The organism is Streptomyces sp. NRRL WC-3549 (assembly GCF_000721935.1).
In the GTDB taxonomy this organism is placed as follows: Bacteria; Actinomycetota; Actinomycetes; order Streptomycetales; family Streptomycetaceae; genus Streptomyces.
Window position 1 is genome coordinate 66393 of sequence record NZ_KL585415.1, and the last position, 5777, is coordinate 72169.

Annotated in this window: 6 protein-coding genes; 3 read left to right on the plus strand and 3 right to left on the minus strand. The window is 71.5% G+C overall.

Features of this window, described 5'->3' with window-relative positions:
* The 3 genes from IH13_RS44840 to IH13_RS0123050 all read right to left on the minus strand — a co-directional run.
* Positions 1-251 (minus strand): hypothetical protein (locus tag IH13_RS44840; RefSeq protein WP_031087378.1); only part of this gene is annotated, 251 nt, incomplete at its 3' end.
* A 91-nt stretch (positions 252-342) separates the two neighbouring features.
* The gene (locus IH13_RS0123045; protein WP_037842104.1) at positions 343-1347 is read right to left on the minus strand and encodes a formylglycine-generating enzyme family protein; all 1005 of its coding nucleotides are present in this window, start codon (positions 1345-1347) and stop codon (positions 343-345) included.
* Positions 1344-2579 carry an ROK family transcriptional regulator gene (locus tag IH13_RS0123050; protein WP_031087381.1) on the minus strand — a complete coding sequence of 412 codons (1236 nt, stop codon included), beginning with the start codon at positions 2577-2579 and terminating at the stop codon, positions 1344-1346. Before IH13_RS0123050 ends, IH13_RS0123045 begins: the two co-directional genes overlap by 4 nt.
* 201 nt (positions 2580-2780) lie before the next feature.
* Here IH13_RS0123050 and IH13_RS0123055 point away from each other — a divergent pair, with 201 nt between their 5' ends.
* The 3 genes from IH13_RS0123055 to IH13_RS0123065 all read left to right on the plus strand — a co-directional run.
* The gene (locus IH13_RS0123055) at positions 2781-4268 is read left to right on the plus strand and encodes a sulfatase family protein (RefSeq protein WP_031087383.1); all 1488 of its coding nucleotides are present in this window, start codon (positions 2781-2783) and stop codon (positions 4266-4268) included.
* The gene (locus IH13_RS0123060; RefSeq protein WP_031087385.1) at positions 4265-5128 is read left to right on the plus strand and encodes an ABC transporter permease; all 864 of its coding nucleotides are present in this window, start codon (positions 4265-4267) and stop codon (positions 5126-5128) included. Before IH13_RS0123055 ends, IH13_RS0123060 begins: the two co-directional genes overlap by 4 nt.
* Positions 5129-5131: 3 nt before the next feature.
* On the plus strand, positions 5132-5777 hold a 646-nt coding region (locus IH13_RS0123065; RefSeq protein ID WP_031087386.1), incomplete at its 3' end, for an ABC transporter ATP-binding protein.

A 5777-nucleotide genomic window follows, 5' to 3' on the forward strand; every position in this document is an offset into this window, starting at 1 on the left:
TCTTCCTGTGCCGATCGAGGCCCTGGCTGGCAGCACCAGGGGAAGTCGGAACCCCGGTGCTCGGTCCGGGGAATGATCAGCGCGGCAGCCTCCTTCCCGCGCCCGGCCTGTACCTCCACCACGTCGGCGTACCGCTGGACGTGACCGACGACGTGAGCGTGGCCGCCGCCGCGGACGACGGGCCCGGTGGCCGTGGCGTACGCGGGCACCGAGAAGCTGATCCAGCTGCTGGATCCGGCCTTCGTGATCAAACGGTGAGTGGCAGCGGCCCCGCGTACCTCAGCTGCTTGATCGGACGGCTACGGCGGGGCCACGGAACGGCGGCAGTACGCGGAGAGATGCTCAGAGCTCTTCACCGGGGCGGACATGAGGCTCTGAGAGGGCGCAGCGGAACCCGCCGTGCCCTGTGGTGCTGTCGGGGGTGTTGGACGTGCGGGCGGCCACCCGGTAGCGGTTGCAGTAGGAGCGGTGGCACAGGTGCGAGCCGCCGCGCAGCACCCGGGTACCGCCGTACGGCGGCCCGGCGGGGTCGATCCGGGTCTCCGGGCGGTCCGGGACGTGCCAGTCGGCGCTGAACCGGTCGGCGCACCACTCCCACACGTTGCCCGCGACGTTGTACAGCCCGTAGCCGTTGGGGGCGTAGGCCTTGACGGGGGCGGTGCCGGCGTAGCCGTCCTCCCGGGTGTTGCGCACCGGGAAGTCGCCCTGCCAGATGTTGCAGCGGTGCCGGCCCTTCGGGGTGAGCTCGTCGCCCCAGGGGAAGCGGGCGCGGTCGAGTCCGCCGCGGGCCGCCTTCTCCCACTCGGCCTCGGTGGGCAGCCGCTTGCCGGCCCAGCGGGCGTAGGCCGAGGCGTCGTGCCACGACACATGGACCACCGGATGGTCCCGGCGGTCCCCGATCGAGGTGCCGGGCCCCTCGGGCGCCCGCCAGCTGGCCCCCTCCACGGCGCTCCACCAGGGGGCACCGGGCACGGTCCCGGGGAGCACGGCGTGACGTGCCCCGCGGGGGACGAACGGGCCGAAGACGTAGGACCAGCCGATGAGTTCGGCCTCGGTGCGGTAGCCGGTGGCCTTGACGAAGCGCGCGAACGCGGCGTTGGTCACGCAGGCCGCGTCGATCCGGAACGGGGCGAGGACCACCTCCCGGACCGGTCCCTCCCCGTCGGCGGGGAACGCGTCCTCGTCGGCGCCGCCCATCAGGAACGGCCCCCCGGGCACGGCGACCGTGCCGCGCAGGAGGTCGGCGGCACTGCGGACCGGCACGGCGAAGTCGGCCGGGGGAGCGGTGGCGGCGACGGTGCCGGCGGGGGCGGCGCTGCCGCGGTCCGGCCCGCAGCAGGCGTTCACCGGGAGATCCCTTCGCCGAGGCCGCTCACCGGGGCTGCGGGAGCGGGACGGTCGAGCAGTTCCGCCAGGTCCTGGCCCGTGGTGCGCAGCAGCAGCGCCACGCCGCCGAGCGCGGCCGCGTCGCCGCCGAGGGTGGAGCCGCGCACCTCGATGGACCGGGGGGCGGCCGGCAGGGACAGCGCCGCGATCTGCTCCCGGATCGGGGCCAGGACGAGGGCGTCCAGGGCCGCCGGCTCCCCGTAGACGACGACGCATTCCGGATCGACCTGGGCGGCGAGCGCGGCGAGCACCCGCCCGGCGGTGACGGCCGCGTCGCGGAGCACGTCGGCCGCCTCCGGCCGGCCCTCGGCGGCGAGACCGATCAGTTCCTCGGCGTCCTTGGCGTCCACCCCGCGGTCGGCGCAGGCGGCCAGCAGGGCGGGGACGGAGATGAGGCCCTCCAGGCAGCCCCGGCCGCCGCAGTGACAGGGTTTGCCCTCGGGGTCGCAGCTGGTGTGCCCGATCTCGCCGGCCGCGCCGTGCGCGCCGTGCACCAGCGAGCCGTTGACGACGAGTCCGCCACCGACACCCTGGGACCAGCGCAGGTACACGGCGTTGTCGAAGCCGCGGGCAGCGCCCCAGGTGACCTCGGCGAGGGCGGCCAGCCGGGAGTTGTTGTCGGTGACCACCGGAGCGCCGAAGTGCCGGCCGAGTTCCGCGGCGACGTGCCCGGCGAACGGGGTCATCGTGTGCCGGTCGGCGGAGGCCGGATTCTGTACGAAGCCGGGCAGGCCCAGGCCGACGCCCTGCACCGGGGCGAGGCTGATGTTCTCGCGCCGCACCAGCTCCTCCACCACCCGGATCGCCTGCGCGGCGCGCTCGGCGGCCTGGCTCTCGGCCGGCACCGGGGCGCTGTACCGGCCGACGATCTCGTGGGCGCAGTTGGCCACGACCACGTGGATGTGGTGGCGCTGGAGGTCGATACCGATCAGTTCGGCGCCGCGCGAGTTGAGCGAGATCTCCAGGGCCGGCCGGCCCCGCCCCCTCGGCTGCCCGGGGTCGGGGGCCGGCTGTTCGACCACGGCGTTGCGTTCCAGCAGGTCGGACACGATCGCGAACAGCGTCGTACGGGACAGCCCGACCCGGTCCTTCAGCTCGCCCCGGCTCAGCGCTCCCGACCTGCGCAGCTCGCCCAGTACGGCGGCTTCATTGGCTCTGCGCAGGCGCTGGAGGGCATCGGTGCGTTCCGTCATGGACGCATGGTCGATCGGTCAAGGGGTTTCTGTCAATGCACCGGACGAATTCACGGAATGTTTATTCCCGAGGGTTGACGTAAAAAAGTGGGCCTCCCTACAGTTCCCGTCAATCGCATGAGCCGGAACGAGTCGAGCACCCGCAACACGCTCCCGGGCCGGCACCCGTCACCATGAGCGACCACCGAAAGGGCGGCCCGAGTGGCTCCGCGCAACATCCTGTTCCTGATGACCGACCAGCACCGGACCGACACCCTGGGCTGTTACGGCAACCCGCTCGTCGACACCCCCGCCCTGGACGCCCTGGCAGCCGAGGGCACCCGGTTCGACCGCTTCTACACCCCGACCGCCATCTGCACCCCGGCACGTGCCTCCCTGGCCACCGGCCTCCACCCCTTCCGCCACGGCATGCTCAACAACCCCGAGCGCAACGGCGGCAGCAAGGACGAACTCTCCGACGAAAGCCCCATGCTCTGGAACCAGTTGACGAACCAGGGCTACGCGGTCGGCCATGTCGGCAAATGGCACATCGGCCGCGAGCGCGGCCCCGAGTTCTACGGCCTGGACGGCGAGCACCTGCCCGGCGCCCTCAACCCCGTACACCACCCCTCGTACGAGAAGTGGCTCGACGACAACGGCTTCCCGCCCTTCGCGGTGCGTGAGCCCGTCTTCGGGACCGCCGCCAACGGCACCGGACGCGGCCACCTCATCGCCGGCCGGCTCCAGCAGCCCGCCGAAGCTACCATCGAGGCCTTCCTCACCGACCGCACACTCGGCCTGCTGGACGGCTACGCCGCCGACTGGAAGGCGACCGGCAAGCCGTTCATGCTGTCCTGCCACTGGTACGGCCCGCATCTGCCCTACCTGATCCCCGACCACTACTACGACCTCTACGACCCCGCCGACGTGCCCCTGCCCGCCTCCATGGCGGAGACCTTCGCCGGCAAGCCCGAGGTGCAGCGCCAGTACAGCGCCTACTGGTCCTCCGACGACTTCGACGCCGACGCCTGGCGCAAGCTCATCGCCGTCTACTGGGGCTACGTCACGATGATCGACCACCAGGCCGGACGCATCATCGAGGCGCTCAAGGGCCACGGCCTGTGGGACGACACGGCGGTCTTCTTCACCGCGGACCACGGCGAGTTCACCGGCGCCCACCGGCTCAACGACAAGGGCCCCGCGATGTACGAGGACATCTACAACATCCCCGGCATCGCCCGAATCCCCGGCGCCCCCGCCCAGGTCAACGACGACTTCGCCACCCTCATCGACCTCAACCCGACCATCCTGGAACTGGCCGGCGCGCCCGTGCCCGCACTCTGCGACGGCACCAGCCTGGTGCCCCTGCTGTACGGCGAGGAGGCGGGCGGCACCCGCGACGAGGTCGTCACCGAATTCCACGGCCACCACTTCCCGTACTCCCAGCGCATGATCCGCGACCGGCGACACAAGCTGGTGCACAACCCGGAGAGCGTGCACGAACTGTACGACCTGGAGACCGACCCCCACGAACTGCACAACGTGTACGAGGCACCCGCCTACGCGGAGGTCCGGCGCGACCTCACCGTCCGGCTCTACCGCGAACTGCTGCGCCGCGGCGACCCCGCCTACACCTGGATGAGCTACATGGCCGACATCGGCGGCGGCCGGGCGGCCGACGTCGACGGGGTCGCGGAGGAAGTGGCATGAGCGTGCAGGACAAGACCCGCGCACCGCACCGGGCGAAACCCCCGGGCCCGGCGCCCACCGAACCATCTGCGCCCGAACACCCACCCGGCAAGGGCACGAAGAAGCGCGGCACAGGCCGGCCCACCTCCGTACTCCTCGGCCTCGCCTCCGCCGCGCTCGGCCTGCTCGCCTGGATCGTCCTCGCGAACAGCGGCGTGGACGGCTTTCCCGGCCCCGTCGCCGTGGGCCGCCGCGCCGGTGACCTCATCGCCGACGGCACCCTCTTCGAGGACGCGGGCGCCAGCCTCAAACGCGTCCTCATCGGATACGTCCTCGGGGTCGCCCTCGCGATACCCGTCGGATTCGTCATGGGCTGGTACCCGCTCGTCCGCAGACTGATCGAGCCCTGGCTGCAGTTCTTCCGCATGGTGCCGCCGCTGGCGATCATCCCGTTGGCCATCGTGCTCATGGGCATCGACGAGACCCCCAAGATCTTCGTGATCTTCCTGGCCTCGTTCCTCTCCTGCGTCGTCTCGACCTTCCAGGGCGTCGTCGCCGTGGACGTCACCCTCGTCAACGCGGCACGGGTCCTCGGCGCCCGCGACCCACAGGTCTTCCTCGGCGTCGTCGTGCCCGCCTCCACCCCGTTCATCCTGGTCGGCATGCGGATCGGACTCGGCGCCTCCTGGGCCACCGTCGTCGCCGCCGAACTCATCGCCGCCCAAGGCGGCCTCGGCTTCCGGATGCAGCAGGCGCAGCTCTACTACGACCTGCCGACCATCTTCGTCCAGCTCATCGCGATCGGCGCGATCGGACTCGCCATGGACCGGCTGCTGCTCCTCGCGGAGCGCCGGCTGACCCACTGGCAGGAACGGCGGTAACCCATGCCCAGCATCAACTTCCACGAGGTGACGAAGGACTTCGCGGTCAAGGACGGCGGATACCTCGCCCTGGACCACGTCAGCCTCGACATCGAGGACGGTGAGTTCGTCACCGTCGTCGGCCCGTCCGGCTGCGGCAAGAGCACCCTGATGAACATCGCCGCCGGACTCCTGGACGCAACCGACGGCGAGGTCGTGGTCGACGGCGTCCCCGTCAGCGGCCCCGCCCCCGAACGAGGCGTCATCTTCCAGCAGTACGCCCTCTTCCCCTGGATGACCGTCTCCGGCAACGTCGAATTCGGGCTGAAGGTCGCCGGGGCCAAGAAGGCGGAGCGCCGCCGCAAGGCCCGTGAGGTCATCGAGCTCGTCGGCCTCACCGACTTCGCCGACTCCCTTCCCAAGACCCTCTCCGGCGGCATGAAGCAGCGCTGCGCCATCGCCCGCGCCTACGCCGTGGACCCCAAGGTCCTCCTGATGGACGAACCCTTCGGCGCCCTGGACTCCCTCACCCGGGTCCGGATGCAGGAATCGCTCCTGGACACCTGGGGCCGCGACCGGCGCACCGTCATGTTCATCACCCACGACGTGGACGAGGCGGTCTTCCTCGCCAACCGCGTCGTCGTCATGGCGGCCCGCCCCGGCCGCATCC